This is a genomic window from Streptomyces sp. NH27 (assembly GCF_056859195.1).
Genome location: NZ_JACEGK010000010.1, coordinates 21,129 through 35,958, shown reverse-complemented (window position 1 = coordinate 35,958; position 14,830 = coordinate 21,129). Strand labels below are relative to the sequence as shown.

Annotated in this window: 20 protein-coding genes; 1 reads left to right on the top strand and 19 read right to left on the bottom strand. The window is 71.3% G+C overall.

From position 1 onward, the window contains the following. From AC13HU_RS02200 to AC13HU_RS02165, 8 genes are all read right to left on the bottom strand, one after another. On the bottom strand, positions 1 to 768 hold a 768-nt coding region (locus tag AC13HU_RS02200), incomplete at its 3' end, for a CpaE/TadZ family protein (protein WP_483039980.1). Further along, positions 768 to 1,454 carry an SAF domain-containing protein gene (locus AC13HU_RS02195; protein WP_483039979.1) on the bottom strand — a complete coding sequence of 229 codons (687 nt, stop codon included), beginning with the start codon at positions 1,452 to 1,454 and terminating at the stop codon, positions 768 to 770. The genes AC13HU_RS02200 and AC13HU_RS02195, both read right to left, overlap by 1 nt. Positions 1,455 to 1,483: 29 nt before the next feature. Further along, positions 1,484 to 2,236, bottom strand: coding sequence for an ATP/GTP-binding protein (locus tag AC13HU_RS02190; protein WP_483039978.1), 753 nt, complete (start codon positions 2,234 to 2,236; stop codon positions 1,484 to 1,486). A gap of 218 nt (positions 2,237 to 2,454) precedes the next feature. Beyond that, complete coding sequence (locus AC13HU_RS02185) at positions 2,455 to 3,024, bottom strand: hypothetical protein (RefSeq protein ID WP_483039977.1); 570 nt, start codon at positions 3,022 to 3,024, stop codon at positions 2,455 to 2,457. A 154-nt stretch (positions 3,025 to 3,178) separates the two neighbouring features. After that, positions 3,179 to 3,634 carry a hypothetical protein gene (locus AC13HU_RS02180; protein WP_483039976.1) on the bottom strand — a complete coding sequence of 152 codons (456 nt, stop codon included), beginning with the start codon at positions 3,632 to 3,634 and terminating at the stop codon, positions 3,179 to 3,181. 525 nt (positions 3,635 to 4,159) lie between these two features. Beyond that, entirely contained in the window at positions 4,160 to 4,408 is a 249-nt protein-coding gene (locus AC13HU_RS02175) for a hypothetical protein (RefSeq protein WP_483039975.1), read from the bottom strand. Between the two features lie 73 nt (positions 4,409 to 4,481). Then, positions 4,482 to 5,507 carry a hypothetical protein gene (locus tag AC13HU_RS02170; RefSeq protein ID WP_483039974.1) on the bottom strand — a complete coding sequence of 342 codons (1,026 nt, stop codon included), beginning with the start codon at positions 5,505 to 5,507 and terminating at the stop codon, positions 4,482 to 4,484. Next, on the bottom strand, positions 5,504 to 5,860 hold the full coding sequence (locus AC13HU_RS02165) for a hypothetical protein (protein ID WP_483039973.1): 357 nt from the start codon (positions 5,858 to 5,860) through the stop codon (positions 5,504 to 5,506). The genes AC13HU_RS02170 and AC13HU_RS02165 overlap by 4 nt, the downstream gene beginning before the upstream one ends. Positions 5,861 to 6,106: 246 nt before the next feature. On the opposite strand from AC13HU_RS02165, the gene AC13HU_RS02160 reads away from it, so the two are divergent. After that, positions 6,107 to 6,442 carry a hypothetical protein gene (locus AC13HU_RS02160; RefSeq protein ID WP_483039972.1) on the top strand — a complete coding sequence of 112 codons (336 nt, stop codon included), beginning with the start codon at positions 6,107 to 6,109 and terminating at the stop codon, positions 6,440 to 6,442. A gap of 90 nt (positions 6,443 to 6,532) precedes the next feature. Here AC13HU_RS02160 and AC13HU_RS02155 read toward each other — a convergent pair whose 3' ends face one another. The 11 genes from AC13HU_RS02155 to AC13HU_RS02105 form a co-directional block, all read right to left on the bottom strand. After that, entirely contained in the window at positions 6,533 to 7,528 is a 996-nt protein-coding gene (locus tag AC13HU_RS02155; RefSeq protein WP_483039971.1) for a hypothetical protein, read from the bottom strand. A 270-nt stretch (positions 7,529 to 7,798) separates the two neighbouring features. Further along, complete coding sequence (locus tag AC13HU_RS02150; RefSeq protein WP_483039970.1) at positions 7,799 to 8,194, bottom strand: hypothetical protein; 396 nt, start codon at positions 8,192 to 8,194, stop codon at positions 7,799 to 7,801. A 227-nt stretch (positions 8,195 to 8,421) separates the two neighbouring features. Beyond that, entirely contained in the window at positions 8,422 to 8,931 is a 510-nt protein-coding gene (locus AC13HU_RS02145; RefSeq protein WP_483039969.1) for a hypothetical protein, read from the bottom strand. Continuing rightward, positions 8,928 to 9,518, bottom strand: a complete 591-nt coding sequence (locus AC13HU_RS02140; RefSeq protein WP_483039968.1) for a hypothetical protein — start codon at positions 9,516 to 9,518, stop codon at positions 8,928 to 8,930. The genes AC13HU_RS02145 and AC13HU_RS02140 overlap by 4 nt, the downstream gene beginning before the upstream one ends. Before the next feature lie 83 nt (positions 9,519 to 9,601). Further along, positions 9,602 to 10,738 (bottom strand): AcrVA2 family anti-CRISPR protein, encoded by a 1,137-nt coding sequence (locus tag AC13HU_RS02135; protein WP_483039967.1) that lies wholly within the window; start codon positions 10,736 to 10,738, stop codon positions 9,602 to 9,604. Positions 10,739 to 10,877: 139 nt separating this feature from the next. Then, positions 10,878 to 11,252 (bottom strand): hypothetical protein, encoded by a 375-nt coding sequence (locus tag AC13HU_RS02130; protein ID WP_483039966.1) that lies wholly within the window; start codon positions 11,250 to 11,252, stop codon positions 10,878 to 10,880. 75 nt (positions 11,253 to 11,327) lie between these two features. Next, positions 11,328 to 12,095, bottom strand: coding sequence for a hypothetical protein (locus tag AC13HU_RS02125; protein ID WP_483039965.1), 768 nt, complete (start codon positions 12,093 to 12,095; stop codon positions 11,328 to 11,330). 59 nt (positions 12,096 to 12,154) lie between these two features. Continuing rightward, on the bottom strand, positions 12,155 to 12,787 hold the full coding sequence (locus tag AC13HU_RS02120) for a TetR/AcrR family transcriptional regulator (RefSeq protein ID WP_483039964.1): 633 nt from the start codon (positions 12,785 to 12,787) through the stop codon (positions 12,155 to 12,157). A gap of 67 nt (positions 12,788 to 12,854) precedes the next feature. Further along, positions 12,855 to 13,160 (bottom strand): hypothetical protein, encoded by a 306-nt coding sequence (locus AC13HU_RS02115; protein ID WP_483039963.1) that lies wholly within the window; start codon positions 13,158 to 13,160, stop codon positions 12,855 to 12,857. 72 nt (positions 13,161 to 13,232) lie between these two features. Continuing rightward, complete coding sequence (locus AC13HU_RS02110) at positions 13,233 to 13,652, bottom strand: hypothetical protein (protein ID WP_483039962.1); 420 nt, start codon at positions 13,650 to 13,652, stop codon at positions 13,233 to 13,235. 53 nt (positions 13,653 to 13,705) lie between these two features. Then, positions 13,706 to 14,623, bottom strand: coding sequence for a DNA methyltransferase family protein (locus tag AC13HU_RS02105; RefSeq protein WP_483039961.1), 918 nt, complete (start codon positions 14,621 to 14,623; stop codon positions 13,706 to 13,708). Between the last annotated feature and the right edge of the window lie 207 nt (positions 14,624 to 14,830).

The window sequence follows — 14,830 nt, the reverse complement described above, 5'->3', positions numbered from 1 at the left end:
TGCGACGTGTGCGCGGACACGATCGGCCGCGCTCGCGGCGTGGCGCATCAGGTCGCCGCGTGCGAAGCGACGGCCGGCCTCGTCGCCGTCGGACAGGACGGCCGCCGACCTCGGGTCGTCAGGCAGCTCGGCCAGCACAGGAGCGCCGAGCCGGGCGGACACCTCGCTCGCCGAGTACGGTCCGGAGCGGATCAGCAGCAGTTGGAGGGCGTCACGGCCGGTGCCGTTCTCCTCCAGGTCCTTGCCCAGGGCGCGGACCCGCGGCTCGGCCACGTAGACACCGCGCAGCGACGAACGCACCACCACCAGGACCGCGTCGGCCCGCCGGGCCAGAGCAGAAGAGGCCCCGGAACCGCCGTGGCGGCCCAGATCGGCGATCACGTCGTGGGACGGCGTGGTGCGCTCGATCCCCGTCAGGAGCTCAGTGAGCGGGTTCCAGGCGTACTGCATGCTGGACGCCTGCGCGGGGTCGGTGAGCCCAGGCAGCAGCAGCCGGTCCTCGGCATCGGACTCGCTCAGGTCGATCAGCTGCCGCCAGAACGCCTCGCCGAGCTGGTTGGTGCGGGCGGCCAGCGCGATGTTGCGCATGCCGTACCCGGGCGGGGTCCGGCCGGCCAAGGCGCCGACGACGACGTCGCCGCCGTCGGGATCGCACTCGGCCAGGATGACCCGTCGCTCCTGCTCCAGCGGCCACACGGACATCAAGGCGAGCGCGGTGGTGGTGGCGCCGGGCGCGCCGGAACTGCCGGCCACGGCTATGAGCGCCATCAGCTGTCCGCCTGCCCGCTCGCCAGCACGATCGCGACGCGGCCGGTCGCGGCGCGCGCGGCCAGAGTCGGCCCGTCGCTGGAGTCGATGGCCAGGTCGACCACCACGTTGCCGCTGGAGTCCGGGGATCCGACACGGATGACCCGGGCCGGCAGGAACTGCGGCGGCGAGGAGGGCAGTTGGCCGTCGTCGCCCGGCGTGGTCACCGCCATGACCGTGGCCCCGGGCGTGAGCGGGGTCGAGGGTAGCTGGCCGGGCTTGGCGAGGACGCCCACCAACTGCTCGTCGGCACTGACCAGCGGGCGGCTGGTGACCTCGTCGTCGGTCAGGGTAGTGCCGGGTTCGAGCTGGAGGGCCGCGCGCTTGCCGACGATCCGGCCGACGTCCGACGCGGAGACCGTGTGCAGGGCCGGGTCGGAGGAGATCGACGCCGTGGTCAGGTCGCTGCGCGAGATGACCTGCCCGTACTGCAACGGCTGCGCGACGACCAGGACCTGGCTCTTCTGGCCCGCCGACGTCAGCACGAGGGCGCCGGCCAGGCCGCCGGCCGCGATCAGGGCCAGCGACACTCCGATCAGCGCCGGGCGCCGGCGCCGCGCGCCGATGGCCCTCGGCGGAGCGGCCGCGGCAGGGGGAGCGGTGGTGCTGTCGGGGACCGTGCTGGTCCGGGGCTTCGTGAGGCTCAAGGGGTTCTCCCGGGGGGTGGAGCGCGCAGCTACTGGTTGAGGACCTGCAACTGGCCGATGGTGACCTGGCCGTTGGAGTTGCGGGTGGTGGTGATCGTCCCGGTCTGGCCGGTGGTCGCCGTCCACGCCACGCTCCAGGTGCTGACGGCCTGGATCGGGTACGTGCCGTCGGACTGCCCGGCCGAGGTCTTCTGGTAGACGTGGCCGCAGTCGGGGGACGGACGCTTGCCGTAGGACGCGGCGTAGGGCGTGCCGGCGCTGGTGCACGTCACCGAACTGCCGTCGCCCAGACTCCAGACGATCTGCGTGACGTGCGCCTTCGCGGTCACGGTGACCCCGCCGGCGCTCACCGACTTCGAGACCGGACCCCAGGTCGTGGCGGACGTCTTGTCCCACAACCACACCGGCAGCCCGACCAGCCCGGTGGAGCCGGGCTTGGGGGCGATGCCGATGTCGGCACCGCGCAGGCCCATCAGCGCGACTGCTCGCTGGGCGAGCACGGCCGGGTCAGGGCCGCCGCCGTAACCGGGCGGCGGGTTCTTGCTCCACGTGATCCCGCCCATCAGCTCGTTGCCTATCCCTGGGCAGGTGAGGTCGTAAATCACTCCGTTCCCCGGCTTCCAGTCGGGCGGGGTGTTGGAGCCCACCAGCAGCGGATCGCCGGGCTTCGGCTGCGGATCCAGCGCCTTCCAATAGCACCCGTCCTCGGAGTCCCACCACCCGACGTCGGACTGGTAGCACGGGATTTCCTTCGTCGCGGGCTGGCCGATCACGATATGCATCAGGCACGTTCTGCCGCCGCTGCTTCCGCCTCCTCCGCTACTTCCGCCGTCTCCGCCTCCGCTGCTTCCGCCACCGCCTGCGCTGATCGTGCAGTCGGGTGCGTTGGGCGGGCAGGTCACGCCACCATCGGCGTGGGCGGCCGCGAGCGGTACCAGCGCGAGGGCCGCCAGGAGCGCCAGGAATGCCAGAAACGCCGGTCCGCCGGTCCGCGCGGCCCTCAACACGTCCGATCCTGTTCTATCTGGGCCCGGGTGATCAGCCACTTCTCGTTGTCGAGGATCGCCGTCGCCGTCTCCACGTGCCGGTGCACGTCGCTGGCGAGCTTGGCCGGCTTGCCGGTCTTCTTGTCCACGGGGAAGAAGTTGGTGCTGTCGACGCAGCTGGTGATGTGGGCGGTGGGTGGTTTGCCTGTCAGGTCGATGTCGGTGACCTTCGGCGTCAACCTCGGCTCACCCTTGAGCACCAGGTTCTGGCCCTGATACCAGAGCTCGGTCGCGCTGATGCTGGCGAGCGCCTTGTCTGCCGCGAACTTGTCCAGGTCCGAGTTGTTCAGGCTGCCCGAGGTGTACACCTTCGCCTCCGCGGCCCACATCGCCCGGTAGGCGGCCAGGACCTTCTGGTCCGCCGCCGCGGTGGGGTCGGTCGAGGGAGAGGCGCTCGCGGACGGCGACGCGGACGGCGTCGCCTTCGAACCGGAGCTGCACCCGGCCAGCGCGGTCGCCAGCGCTGCGGAGCACGCCAAGGCCGCGACGGCGCGACGCGGACCGGCTCCCGATGACTGTGCCACTGGCATATCTCCTCAGATGAGACGACGTCAGGTAGTGGGCCGGGGAGAGGCCTTGGCCGAACGCGAAGTCGTGCCGGTGCCGATCCCGAAGGCCGGAGTGAGATCAGGGAGTCTTGGAGCCTAAAGAGGGGGCCGCCGTCGATGTCACCCGGATTTACGCGCGCGTCCGCTTTCGGGTGCGCGCCAGGGCCAGCGCCCGGTGCAGTTGCTCGATGGACGCCTGCAGCAGGTCCGCGGCCAGGGGGTGCTTGGACACGTCCAGCGACGAGCGCCCGCACTCGATCCTGGACCAGCGGGCCTGGGCCACGCCCAGCTGCACTGACAGCAGCCGCTGGGTGAGGCCGGCCGGCGTGCGCAGGGTCGTCAGGTCGGCCTGCTCGGGCACCTTGAGTAGCTCGGTCGGCTCGACCCCGAGGCTCGTTGCGAGCGCCTGGAGCGTCGAGAACTGGGGGCTGCGTCTGCCCTGCTCGTACTGGCAGATGTTGATGGGGAGCACCCGCGCCCCGAGAAGTCGAGCCCTGTCCGCGAGTTCGCTCTGGGTCAGGCCGGCGGCGGTGCGAAGGCACAGCAGAGCGCTGGGGTTGAACCCCGCGACCCCACGACTGCTCAACGTCTGCTCCGTCTTGAACCCAGGGAGTACTGGCGCCGACGGGCGGGAAGCCGGCCGCGCTGCCAGCCGGGAGAATAGCGGGTACCGCCGACCGCGGAGCAGGAACCGTCTCTCCAGCGGCTCCCCCCGCGAGGGCGGCGGGATGCTGGGAGGCTTCGCACTGGGCGCACAAACGCATAATCCCCCCATCTCGTCACCCGACTCGCTCAGCCCCGTGACTGAATCTCACCGGTAACTTATACGAATCCTGCACGACCTTTTCTGGCTGTCAAGATCTATTCTGCTGGCGATCTTGTAGATAATCCTTTTATGTCCCTTGTGTCTTCGAAATATTGCTGCCCAACTGGCCCCATTTTTGCGGCCCTTGGTGCTTTGACCAGGCGCATGACACCTAATGCCAGGGAACTGCCTCCGCGTGCCGGCGGGCGCCAGGCCAGTTTTTACGCGGCCCGACGCCTGGCGGCCCGTCAGGAATCCGCCAAGGTGATCGCGTCTACGTGTCCAACGCGTATGGTGTGATGTAAATCACTGCAACTGGTCGGGCGCGGTCGACCCGGCCGTACTCCGCGGCGAGCGCCGTCGTCGCGGCCACGGAGGGCGGATCAGGCTCAGCGCTCCGAGGAACGCGAGGAACAGCCGGTAGACCGCCGCCAACCCGGACACCGTCCCGCCGAGAAGACCGACCGGGACCAGCACGACGCCCCAAGGCGGCGGCAACTCGTCGGCGGTCAGCACCGTACCGAAGAGGCTGACGGTCAGCAGCGCCCACACCACACCCCTGGATCCCGATGCGACGACAGCACCTGCCCGCTCGGCCACTCCTGGTTCCCGCACCCCCCGCAGCCGATCACCTCTCCACATCGCCGTCTCCCTCCTCTACGTCCGCCGCCTCCACATACGTCGTCCCGCTCACCACCGTGCGCGCGTGGCGAAGTCCGGCGGCCAACTCCTCCAGGGCACTGCTCACCTCGTGCAGCAGCTCTGCCGGAGCGGCCTGCTCCACCGGCCGTGTCCGGCGCCGGCCGCCAGCGGCACCGGACGTCGGACCGCTCTGCTCGCCTCCGTCGTACACGATCATCCCCTCCAGATCCGCGCGGTCCCGCAGGACCGCCACCGAAGCACGCGCCAGCCGCCGGTACGCCTCCTCGTAGCCGTCCAGCATCGCCAGCTCCTCGCTGGCCGGTCCTGCTGCTGCGCGCACCAGACCCACGCCGTCCCACAAGAACCGGTGCCCCAGGGCCACTGCCCGGTCGAGTTCTTCGACGCCGGAGCCGACAGCCGCCGCCCGCGCGACGAACTGCTGCGCGGCCAGCATCCCGAACAGCAAGGCCGCGTCCGAGCCCTCGACGACGCGGACGCGGCGTCGACTTGCGGCCCGCAAGATCGCGGGCACTCCCCAGGCCGCCCCCGCGCCCAGGACGGCGGAGACGGCCAGCCCCCAACCGGGCAGGAGGCGGCCGAACGGCGCGGCGCCCAGCAGCACGGCTGCCACCACCACCGCGCACCGGCCGACGCTGACGGGGAACGGCAGCATCATGCTGCCGACGCTCTCCAGCCGCAGGGGCAGCGGGCGGCGCCCCCACACGGCGCGGGCCAGCCGCACCTGCGTGCTCCCCGCCGGGTCGAAGACACCGATCTCCTGGGGGAACGTCTCGTCGAAGTGCACTTCGTCGCCGGGCGGCCAGCTCCAGCGGATCCATCCCCAGGCGGTTCCCTCGACGGGTAGGGGACCTGCCACCGGCTCGGTGGTGGAGCCGCGGCGCAGGCGTTCTGCCTCCTGAGCAGCCAGAGCGAACCGCACCTGCTCAACCCACTGCCGGCGATCGCCGTCAAACGGCTCCGGGCGCCCGGGCAGTTCCGGTCCTGCGGTCACTGGCCGACCTCCCGGAGCACGACGCCGCGCCCTCCCGCGGCCGCGGGCGAGGCCGGTGCCGGTGCCGCGTCGTCCGCGACCTGCACCCGGTGCAGGGAGACTCTCACCGCGCACACGACGGCGTGGAACCGTATCCCGAAGACGCCGTCGCCGCGCCGAGGGCAGGCAGCGGTCGTGGGCTGGGCCTCCTCGACAAGGTGGCTGCCGCCGGTCGTGAGACCCGGGAACGGGTCGGCGTGCTGGACGGCCCCGCACGCGGACGCGCCGGCCAACAGCGAGCCCCCGATCAGCAGACCGCACCACCCGCGGAGGCGGCGCGCACGTACGGGGGATGGGCGGGAGAGCGGTGGCACGGGGCAACTCCTTGACGTCGCGCGAACCTGGACAACCCATACAGGGGCCGATCCGGTCCGCCGTGTGACACTCCTGGACGGGCGAGTTCCCGGCTGTGCTCGCGATTACGTCCTGACGGCCTGCGGCAGCGAAGTCCCCGAAGCCGAGCTCGACGGCTGCCTCGTCCCGCCTCCGTCGTCGTAGGTCAGGCCCATTCGAGTGAACTCAGGCTCTGGGCTGGTGCGTTACCGGCTACGCTCGTCGCCATGAGCAACGGTGTCCCAGAAGACGGGACGGTACGCCTGCACACCGGCGTGGTGGCCGCCCTGCCGGTACTGGAGGTCGTCTCCTTCGCTCTGCGGCGCCTACGCGAGGGTGGCCTGAACGGCATGCTCGCCTTTGCCGACGTAGTCGCCCTCGCCCGTGACGACGACTTCGTCCTACCGGACACCTCCCGTATCCGAGCCAGCCGGGAGGGCTTGATCGACGAGGACGGGTGCATGGAGCGGGGCATCGCGCAGATCATCCGTGCCAGCGCTGCAGGCGAGGGCTACGGCGTCCAGGTCCTCGACCCCGTCACGGGCCAGTCCCCCGCGGAGTGATCGCCGCAGACCATGTCGGCCTGCGATCGCCCGTCACGAACGGCTGTCTCCTCCGCCCTCGGTGACAACAGCCTCAACCTTCGGCCGACCTCACCCGGTGTTCCCGCTGAAGGTCGTGCGCGTTCCGTCCGGACCTGTCGCCTCCACGCTGATCTGCCCCGGGAGCGCGCTGACGGGCAGCTTGAAGTGGACGGTCTCCGTCGCCGCCCTCTGCGGCGCGATCGCGGCGTCGGGGTAGTCGAGACCGGCGGGCGCCGTGGCCGTGTCGGCCAACGCTGTCCCTGTCATGATCTGCAAGTTCGTACCGATGCCCTGCAGAGGCTGGTTGCTGCTGTTGTCCACAGTCAGGTCCACTGAGGCCTGACGGAAGCCGTCCGCCGCCGCACCGAGGGTGATCGGCGAGACGCGTACCCCGCCCGACGACCAGGTGCCGAAGTGCAGCACCGCGGCCGGCGACCCTGCGGTGGAGGGCGCAGGGGGCGCGGTGTCGCCGCCGGCGGAGGGTTGGCCGGGCAGTGTGCCCTCATAGAACACGTTGTCGGGTTCGGCCATCCCGACCTCGGTGGCGGCCGCGGTGACCGTGACCCGCTGACCGCGGGCCTGAGGAGGGACAGCGACGCCGAGGTCGGCGGTGAACGAGGCACCCGGCAGTTCCTTCACGCCCCCATCGGCCGTCGGCGGGCCGGGCAGTGCGGCGTCCTTGACCGGCATGGCCGCCCTGCCCAGCGCACCGTACCGGACGGTCAGCGTGGTGGCGGGCACCAGGGCGATCTTGTCGGTGGTGTTCGTGAACCGGGCCTGGGTGCGCAGCACGGTCCAGCCCGCAGGTACGGCGTCGGCCGAGGACCTCGCCTCCTGGAACGGGGACAGCGCAAGCGTCCAACCCTGCTCCGCGACTGCCACCGGGTGGCCCAGCGGCGCGATGCCGGCCGGCAGCCCTCCCGGTGCAGAACTCGGCGCCGTCCGGCCGGCCGGCGCATGGGGCGAGGCTTCGCTCGAACCGCCCGATCCGCCGACGGAGCAGCCGGCCAGCAGCACCCCGGCCAGCACACCCAGCACCGTCCACCCGTTCCGCGCCCTGAACATGGCGATCCCTCCTCCGCGCCGGAGCGGCTCTCGCGCCCCTGCCTGGGATCATGCCAAAACACTGCGGTCCCCCTGACGTCCGCACCTCGGAGGGACACGTCGCCCTGATCGTCGACGTGTGTGCCGGCAGCACCGGCGTTGGTCCGGCCGTACCGGTCCACCCGCCCCCGCGTGCTGACCAGCCTGCCCCGGGATCGGCTGGGCTGCCCTGCGGCTGGCACCGGCCGTAGCTACCAGTCCGGAGCGTGACGTCCGTCGCCGGTCTGCGGGTCAGCGCGCCGGACGGTCGCCCACGGGGCCGTCCCGAGGACCACGGGGCAGGGCCGGGCGCAGGCCGCTGTAATCACCCTGCGGGTTCAGAGCGCTGGCCACCAGCTCGGTCCACCCGGTCATGGGAAACCAGTCCTTCTCCGTGAGGTGCACCCACCAGCTGAGCAACCCCGCCCAGGTCCTGACGCGTTCGACGGGGATCGTGTAGGCATGGGACCGGTTCCCGGCGCACAGCGTGTGGCGCACGGTCCACGGCACCGGGGCGGGTCGGCTCCCGAGGCGCGCGGAGTCCATCGCACGGCTGACGGCGCCGGTGTCCACCTCCAGCGCTCCGTCCCCGTTCTCCACCTCGACACGGCAGTGATCGCAGACCGCGATCAACTCGTCTTGCGGCACAGTCCCTCCCGTACTTCGGCGCCAGTTCGCCCTGGACAACGAGCGGACCGGGAGCCGATCACGCACGATTGCGCGTGCCGCGGCAGCCTCCCGGACCGCCGGCCGAGCGGCTGGTCGGCGAAGGGCGTAAACGAGGTCGGGGGACGTGCTGGGCCAAGCCGGACCGGCGGCCGGGCCAGCCAGGGCGTCGTCCTCGTACTGCAACACCGCGGAGATCAGAGCAGCGTTCAGATGGCAGCCACGGAGGGGAAAACCCCGCCGACCGGGGCGCGTTCGCCAGGAGGAACGGCGTGGGCCACGTTGCAGCACACCAGCGCGCCGCTGTGGAAGGTCACCCGCAGCCCGAACGGGATCGAGCCTGCGGCGGCGCTCAGGGGTTCCACATAGCGGATGCGCTCGTTCCTCCTGCCGGTCAGCGCGCGCACGAGGTGGCGTTCGACCGCGGTCAGCCTCGTGGGGCCACGCGAGGGAAGCGCCGCGGCGCGCTGCGGTGGCGGCGGAGTGCCGATGGCGCTGCGGCGCTCGTCCGCGGCGCGCGCGGCGATGATCTGGAGATAGACCCCGGCCCCGCTGGGCAGCGTCAGCCGTAGTCCGTACAGGCTGCGGGTGTAGCCGATCTCGCTGAAGGCCGACACGCTGGCGGGGGCGTCTCCCGCGGCCAGCAGCGCCTCGCGCAGCAGGGACTCGAACCCTGCGGCCGAGCACGCCGGTTGGTCCTTGGCCTGCTCGTGGCTCATCGGTCACGCCAGGGCACGGCGGGGTCCGCCTCGTCGTCGGTGGCCGCGGCGGCCTTGGGGAGGGTGCCCGGGAGCGGTGCGCCGGGCTTCTCGGTGTCGTCGCCCCGCTCGGCGACCACGGTCTCCCGCTCTCGATATTGGTCCAGGGCGCGGAGCACGGTGAGGCCCAGCAGACGGTCAGCGCCGGACATCCAGTCGCCGACAGCGGTGGCGGCCGGCGCCGCTGTCAGCTGCTGGAGCAGGGTGATCAGGTCGATGTGGGGCTTGCCGTCCGAGTCGCAGCCGGTCTGGAAGCTGCCCGCGCCGGGGACATGGGCGATATACCGGCCCATGCGATAGCACGGCGCCTGCCACAGCTCGAAAGCGGCGCTCGGGGCCTCGGTGCGAAGGTCGTCGGCGAGGTAGTCGAAGTACTCGAACGGCGCCTCGTACACCTCGTACGTCCGGCCGAGGTCCAGCGTGTCGGGCACTGAGCCCTCGTCGCCGTCGAGGAACATCCCTTGGTCCACGATGGCGCGCAGTACAGCGTCGCGGTCCTGGTCGCCGACGGCGTAGACCGTGAGGCTGCGGGGGGAGTGGTCGGACATGAGTGGTTCCTTGTCTGGATGTTCGGCCCGCGCGGCGCGCGGGCCGGGGCGGCGGTGCCGGACTCGGAGTCCGGCACCTGGGGTCAGGCGCTGCGGCGGAGGGCCGTGCTGCGGTTCTTCAGGCCGCGCCGACGCAGCGGGTCCTGTCGCTGCTCGTCCACGGGGACCACGGTGGTGATCGGGTCGGCGTCCTCGGGAAGCAGGTCGAGGCGGACCCAGTAGGGCATCACCCAGCGGGTCGTCTGGCCGGTGCGCCCCTTGCCGATCCGGAAGCGCCGGAAGTGCCCGCAGCGCTGGTGGGGGGCCTGCTCGACGCCGGAGGGGATACCGTCCCCGTCCTGGATGCGACCGGCGGCGCGGCGGGCGGCGTGCAGCCCCGGACCGATGCGCCATCCGATCTCCACGAAGAACGGGTCCCGGTTCCTGCTGACCGGGCGGCGGCGCTGCTTGCGGGTGGGGACGACGACGGGCGGCTCCGCCAGGTCGCGGTTGTCGCAGCACAGGTAGATCAGGACGGACAAGGCGGGCCGCAGCAAGTCCTCGAACAGCCTCTTGACCTCGCGCGGGTCACGCTGGATGGCCCAGAGGGCTTCGGCGCGGGAGGCGGCGAACCTCACGGCCTCGCGGACGGTGAAGCGTTCACGGCCGGTGGGGATGTTCATGCGCACGTACGTCTGGTCGGAGACCTCCCACGTCTCCGGGTCGAGGAGGTCGATGACGAACAGCAGGCCCAGGCCCTCGATCTCCTCGTCGGTGTATGTCAGCTGCTCCGGCTCCTGGTTGAAGCCGAAGACGTAGAAGCCGCGCACCAGCCCATCGACCGTCCCGTACCGGACGGGCCAGGGATCGGGCAGGACGATCAAGGGGTTGATGTGAGGGAGGTGGTCGAAGATGTTGCCGGGCAGCTCGTCGGAGGTGGAGCGGTACAACTCGGCCGCCAGGTGCTGGTTGAGGTCATAGGTGACGCGCCCCCGCCGGGCCCACATCCGGAAGATCCCGATGCGGCTGGCGACGTCGATTATGTGCGCCTGCTCCCAGGGCGTCAGATGGCGCGGCGGGGTGTAGCTCAAGGTGACCGGCCGTCCGGCGGACATCTGGTCGAGCTTGGGCAGCACCCACAGGTGGTTGCGCCGCAGATCGCCTTCGCGCTCTTCCAGTTGGGCGACGAAGACTTCGCCGACGTCGCGGCTCTTGAGGGCTCGGGCGTGCTTGGCGTTCATGGACTCCCCCACGGGTGTGACCGGGCTCTGGCGTGCTCGCTTGCACCGGTGGCCGCCATGCGGCGGCCACCGGTGCAAGCGGCCTTCGGAGTGGACCTCCTGAACTCAATAATAGAGCCGTAAATAGAGTTATGCAATATCAGGTGGCGGCGATGGGAACGAGGAAGAACTCCTGGCCGTCCGGGGCGACGATGCGCAGGGGCCGGTCGGGCAGGGCGGCGAACAGCGCCGAGGCCACCTCGGCCGGAGCGGTCCCGCGCGTGATCGGCGCTCCGAGCGCGGTGCGGATGGCCGCGAGGGTCTCCCGCGACGGCGGCGTCCTCGCCGCCCCGCCGCGCGCCTCGTCCGCGCACGCGCCGAGCTCGGCGTCCGTGGCCCGCTCGTCCAAGCCGCGGGCGCGCGCCACTGCGGCGGCCGTGACGGCCAGCGCGGCGCGGTTGTGCCAGACGTTGAGGTTCTGGGGAGTTCCGGGCGGGTGGAGGTGGCGCGCGGTCCCGATCGACTTCTTCTTCATGATCTACCTTCCTGTGTCTTCGTTCGTGGCCGCAGGTTGCGGCCGGCGGGGGCGGCGCCGGGGCGGTGACTCTTCTCAGACGTCCCGCTGGACCTGCGCATCGTCCGTGCCCGGAGCGGAGGCGCCTACCTCGCTGATCGCGTCGGCCGAGCACCGCAAGTCCGCGAACAGGATTGCCCGCAACTGGCTGATCCTGTCCGTGAGCTCCCGGAGGACCAGGACGGCGGGCTCATCCTTCATCGTTTGCATCCATCGGCCGTCCTGGCACAGCGACGCCAGGCGCAGCCGGTGCGAGACGTCCACGGTCACGATCGCCTCGTCGGCGTCCTCGTCCTCCACGGGCCAGATCAGCGTGTCCCCGAATCGCTGCTGGAAGCCGGGTTGGTTCTGCAGCTCTCCCCACACGCGGTCGGCGTCCCGCCAGTTCTCCATCGCCATACTCTCCTCGGGCTCGCAGTCGATGGCGGACAGGAACTCGCCGAGTTCGTGTGTGCTGAACTCGTGCATAGGGCTATTCCTCTCGGGCCGGGTGGTGGCGTTGCCGCCGCGAACGCCCGGGCGGGGGCTCCCGTCGGGGCCGCCGCGGCTCGCGTGGGATGCCAGGACCACCACGTGATGATCCGCCAGGACCTCCGCGTAGCTCCCGGTGTCGGGCACGTACCGGTTCAGGGACGGGTCGTCGATGTCGTGGGCGGTCCAGCACAGCATGTGGCGACGGCCCGAGGTGCGCTCGTCGCCGCAGATCTTGCGGGCGTCGTGCTCGCTCACCCGCCACAGCACCCGCCGGTAGGCCGGAGCGGTGTTCTTGGTGGCAATGAACACGACGACGTCGGTGTCGGGCATCGCGCTGTCCTAGTAGGGGGTTCAGAAAGGGGCGGGGCGCAGGCTGCACCCCGGGCCGATCACGTGGTGATCGTCGTGGTGACGATCTCGTGAAGCGCGCGCGCCGTGAACACGCGCTTCGGGGCTGCCTCGGCGGGCCACCCCGTGGCGTGCTGCTCCTGGGCGGCCACGGCCGCGAGCATGGCCACCAGGAGTTCGGTCGTGGCGGCATGCTCGTGCGCAGCCGCGCCGGGCCGGCCGTGGGCGACGGCGAGCGCCAGCGGCGCCCGGAGGCTGTCGAGGAAGCGGTTGCGTACAGCGACGAACCGCTGATCGCCCTCGTCGGCCTTGACCTCCACGGCGCGGAGGACGGGTCGGTGCTCCGCGTACAGGCCGAAGAAGGCGTCGGTCAGCCCCATCGCGGGTGCCGCGTCCCGGCCGTCCCAGCGGGGCAGGGTCTCGCGCAGTGCCGGGTGGCCGACCGCGGCATCGGCCGCCTCCTCCGCGAGGACGTACAGCGCGTCCTCGACACTGGCGAAGTACTGGTAGAAGGTCGCTGGGGACGTCCCCGCAGCGCGGGCGACGTCGGCCACGACCAGGGCCCGGTAGCCGGTGGCCTCCAACTGGACGGCGAGGCAGTCGAGTAGGGCGCGCCGGGTGAGCTGGCCGCGCTCGCCGACGGCGCGGCCGTCGGAAGTCAGGATGGTCGTCATCGTCTCTCCGAATCAGGAGCGGCTACCGCGAAGGCGCGGTTGTGCCGGGTGCCGTTCGTCCGATACTTCAAATAATACAGCCGTAAATAGAGTTACACAACATCAGGGGTTGTCGAGTGCGCGCCCCGTGGCGCTCAAGTTCGGCTTCCACCTGCAGCAGCCGCTGAAGGATCGGACCCACGGCGCTGCTCAGGACCTGGGTGAGGTTGATGCAGTACCAGTCCTCGCTCGGGCTGGGGTGGTGGGTGTGCTCGCGCATGTCCTGCAGGGTGTCGGCGGTGCGGCGGACCAGTGCGTCGTCGGCGGTCGGCACCGTGCTGAGCATCGCGAGGAGCTGGTCGCGTACGGCGGGCGGGATGAGAGGGATGTCCACGTGGGTGTCCTCCAGGTGCGGGCCGGGCGGCGTCGAGCAGCGGCGCCCGGCCGGGCGGGGGTGGTGATCGGATCAGGGGAAATCCGCGGGCCGGAAACCTCCAGTGGCGGGGTCGTAGGTGGCGCCGTGGTGGAGCCGCGCGGCCAGCCGGCCCCTGCGGGCCTCGTCGAAAGCCCGGTACGGTGGGCGCTGCCCGCGTGCCTGGAGCAGGACGGCGACCTGGTGGTCGGTGCTCTCCGGGTAGAGCCGCTTGTCCGGCAGCAGCTCCGCCGCGGGCCAGACCTCCCGGGCCTCGTGGCGGACCACGGAGCCGGAACGCGCGAAGTACACGAGCAGATGGATCTGCCCGGAGTCGAGATAGACGTGCCAGGTCGCTTTGTCGCAGGTGAAGCCGTACAGGAGCGTGCGGTCCGGGCCGGTGATCTCGGCGGCGGACAGAGTCGGCTGCTGCTCCACGGTGGCACGGAGCGTGAGGTACTCGGAGAGGTCCATGGCGGCCTTTCGGGGAGGAGGGAGGTCCGGTGCCGTTGGCCCGGGCTCCGGCGTCAGATCGGCCAGGAGGGCGGAAGGCTCCGCAGCGGCCAGAACGGGGGCCGGGCGTGCGTCGGGTACAGCACCGGGCGGCGCTGCTGCTCGGCGATCGCGCGCTCGGCCCGCTCCCGCGTGGGTGCTTCCAGCGCCGTCCGCGGGTCGCGGAGCGCATCGCCGCACGAGACCGTGACCCTGCGGCCCAGTCTCCACAATTGCGCGTTGACCGCGCAGCAGGCGGCGTTGAGCTCGTCGACGTCGTTCAGCCACCAGCGGTACTGGCCCGGGTCCGACCCGAAGAACCGCAAGGCCGCCGCCAAGGCCCGGACCATCGTGCCGGTCCCGGCGCACGCTTCCAGGATCATGGACCCGGGCTCCACGGGCGAGGAGAGCAGTTCGATCATCGCGGCGGGATCAGCCACGACGCTCGGGGTGAAGAACTCCCCCGTCGCCTGGCGGGCGCTGTAGCTGCGCATCCGCATCTTGAGCAGCCCGAGGAGGTCTTCCGACTCACAGCGGTGGACGTCGCTGCAGTACTCCAGCAACCCGGCGCGCACCAAGACGCGTGCGTAGTCGCCCAGGCCGCGGATGTCGTTCTCGCTGGGGACGGCGAGCCAGGAGTGCAGCGGCCGGGCCGCGTCCGCAAGGACGGGATCGAAGGCCCAGAAGCTGTTCCAGCCGGCTCGGAGAGCATCGGCGAGCTCCTCGTCGGTCGTCTCGATCAGCAGCGGGCCGTAATCCGGGCCGTCCGCGGTGCTGGGGGCCGACAGGGCCAGGCCGCCCAGCACGCCGACGGCGATGGGCAGGTCGCCCGCGCCCCGGTTCTCCCGCCACCAGGCATGGGCGACATCCACGATGGCCCGGGCGTGCTCCTTTCCGTCTTCCGGTACCAGGAACCGCCGCATGCTGGCCGGCGGAATGCCGTACAAGGTCATGTCGAACTCCCCCTTCGGGAGGAGGCGCGGGGGCGCGGCCGAGAGTGCCGCGCCCCCTTGGAACGCCTGAATAAAGAGTTACGCAATCTTCGTCTGTGTGGTGGCCCCGGGGCGTCGGCGGCACTGGGCATCCGAGCGGGAGAGTGGGCCTGAGCGAGTCGGCCGTACCTCTCCTGGTCGGCGCGAGGCGGCGGGTCGACGCCGAGC